This is a genomic window from Mesorhizobium sp. M0800 (assembly GCF_040320095.1).
GTDB lineage: Bacteria > Pseudomonadota > Alphaproteobacteria > Rhizobiales > Rhizobiaceae > Mesorhizobium.
On record NZ_JAMYOZ010000024.1, the window covers coordinates 100001 to 102995 of the forward strand.

The 2995-nt window shown below is 54.7% G+C and carries 1 tRNA gene and 2 rRNA genes (1 of these 3 only partly in view); all 3 read left to right on the plus strand.

Annotated elements, in window-relative coordinates:
* Positions 1-2194, plus strand: a 23S ribosomal RNA gene (locus NKI18_RS24080) (it extends 605 nt beyond the left edge of the window).
* Positions 2195-2290: 96 nt separating this feature from the next.
* Positions 2291-2405: ribosomal RNA gene (gene rrf / locus NKI18_RS24085) — 5S ribosomal RNA — on the plus strand.
* Positions 2406-2535: 130 nt separating this feature from the next.
* Positions 2536-2612 (plus strand) — tRNA-Met (locus NKI18_RS24090).
* Positions 2613-2995: the final 383 nt, after the last annotated feature.

Genomic DNA, 2995 nt, shown 5'->3' on the forward strand with positions numbered 1-2995 from the left:
TTTTGTATAATGGGTCAGCGACTTAGTGTGACGAGCAAGCTTAAACCGATAGGTGTAGGCGCAGCGAAAGCGAGTCTGAACAGGGCGTTCAGTTCGTCGCATTAGACCCGAAACCGAGTGATCTAGCCATGAGCAGGTTGAAGGTAAGGTAACACTTACTGGAGGACCGAACCCATAACTGTTGCAATAGTTCGGGATGACTTGTGGCTAGGGGTGAAAGGCCAATCAAACTCGGAAATAGCTGGTTCTCCGCGAAATCTATTTAGGTAGAGCGTCGACCGAATACCCCAGGGGGTAGAGCACTGGATGGGCTAGGGGTCCTCACCGGATTACCAAACCTAACCAAACTCCGAATACCTGGGAGTAATAGTCGGCAGACACACGGCGGGTGCTAACGTCCGTCGTGAAAAGGGAAACAACCCTGACCTACAGCTAAGGTCCCCAAGTTATGGCTAAGTGGGAAAGGATGTGAGGATCCCAAAACAACCAGGATGTTGGCTTAGAAGCAGCCATCATTTAAAGAAAGCGTAACAGCTCACTGGTCTAAATAAGGGTCTTTGCGCCGAAAATGTAACGGGGCTAAAGCCATACACCGAAGCTTAGGGTTTGCAGCAATGCAAGCGGTAGCGGAGCGTTCTGTAAGCTGATGAAGCCATACCCGTGAGGGGTGGTGGAGGTATCAGAAGTGCGAATGCTGACATGAGTAACGTAAGGGGAGTGAGAGACTCCCCCGCCGAAAGTCCAAGGGTTCCTGCTTAAAGCTAATCTGAGCAGGGTTAGCCGGCCCCTAAGTCGAGGCAGAAATGCGTAGACGATGGGAACCACGTTAATATTCGTGGGCCTGGAGGAAGTGACGGATCATTGAGGTAGTCCAATCTTATCGGATTGAAAGGGCTGCTGCGTGGTTCCAGGAAATAGCTCCTCCTTATAGACCGTACCCGAAACCGACACTGGTGGACTGGTAGAGTATACCAAGGCGCTTGAGAGAACTATGCTGAAGGAACTCGGCAAATTGCACGCGTAACTTCGGAAGAAGCGTGACCCTTTCATGCGCAAGCATGGGAGGGTGGCACAGACCAGGGGGTAGCGACTGTTTATCAAAAACACAGGGCTCTGCGAAGTCGCAAGACGACGTATAGGGTCTGACGCCTGCCCGGTGCTGGAAGGTTAAGAGGAGGGGTGCAAGCTCTGAATCGAAGCCCCAGTAAACGGCGGCCGTAACTATAACGGTCCTAAGGTAGCGAAATTCCTTGTCGGGTAAGTTCCGACCTGCACGAATGGCGTAACGACTTCCCCGCTGTCTCCAGCATAGACTCAGTGAAATTGAATTCCCCGTGAAGATGCGGGGTTCCTGCGGTTAGACGGAAAGACCCCGTGCACCTTTACTATAGCTTTACATTGGCATTCGTAGTGGCATGTGTAGGATAGGTGGTAGGCTTTGAAACCTGGGCGCCAGCTCAGGTGGAGCCACCCTTGAAATACCACCCTTATCACTATGGATGTCTAACCGCGGCCCGTTATCCGGGTCCGGGACAATGTATGGTGGGTAGTTTGACTGGGGCGGTCGCCTCCTAAAGAGTAACGGAGGCGCGCGATGGTGGGCTCAGAACGGTCGGAAATCGTTCGCTGAGTGCAATGGCATAAGCCTGCCTGACTGCGAGACTGACAAGTCGAGCAGAGACGAAAGTCGGTCATAGTGATCCGGTGGTCCCGCGTGGAAGGGCCATCGCTCAACGGATAAAAGGTACGCCGGGGATAACAGGCTGATGACCCCCAAGAGTCCATATCGACGGGGTTGTTTGGCACCTCGATGTCGACTCATCGCATCCTGGGGCTGGAGCAGGTCCCAAGGGTATGGCTGTTCGCCATTTAAAGCGGTACGTGAGTTGGGTTCAGAACGTCGTGAGACAGTTCGGTCCCTATCTGCCGTGGGTGTAGGAATATTGAAAGGATCTGTCCCTAGTACGAGAGGACCGGGATGGACGGATCTCTGGTGGACCTGTTGTGGCGCCAGCCGCATAGCAGGGTAGCTATATCCGGACGGGATAACCGCTGAAGGCATCTAAGCGGGAAACCCACCTTAAAACGAGTATTCCCTGAGAACCGTGGAAGACGACCACGTTGATAGGCCGGGTGTGGAAGAGCGGCAACGCTTGAAGCTTACCGGTACTAATAGTTCGATCGGCTTGATCGTTCTCATTCCTAATGCCCATTTCTGGTGACAATCCTTGGATTGCGCCGAAATGGATGGCACAGAAAACAGCTTCTCGAGCAACGTGCGTTTTGCCGACCTGGTGGTTATGGCGGAGCGGCTGCACCCGATCCCATTCCGAACTCGGCCGTGAAACGCTCCAGCGCTGATGGTACTTCGTCTCAAGACGCGGGAGAGTAGGTCGCTGCCAGGTCTGCCAAGCGCACGTTGTTTAATCTTCTCCTTACGAACAGGCCCGCCAACGGGACTCCGGGCCGCGAAAGCGGCCCTTTCATTTGGCGGAAGCTTGAATCCGGTGAGCCAAGGCTTACCTTTAGGGTTGACGCGGGGTGGAGCAGCCCGGTAGCTCGTCAGGCTCATAACCTGAAGGTCACAGGTTCAAATCCTGTCCCCGCAACCAAATTCGAAAACGGCCCGCCTTGTGCGGGCCGTTTTCGTTTTGCTGGCCGATTGGTTCGATCCCCGTCAGGCCTCGCACGAAGCAGGCACAGCGAGACACCAAGGAAGGTCCAGCCCCCGCAACCAAATTCCTTGCATGCGAGCATCAAAAACCCCGGTAGCCTTACGGCGCCAGGTTTCTTGTTTTGGGGCGTGCTGCCAAACACCGAAGCTCGCGCGCCGCGACGGAGTTCCACGTCCTGCCGGCACCTAACTGTGCTGCATGGATGCAGCTCTAACCGGATAGTGTGCTGAAGGTTCTGCAAAAAGTTTTGGAGAGAGAACGGCGCCTGCTCTGAGGGGCGAGCGGCCATGGCACGGTGGTGACGTTGCGATCACCGATTC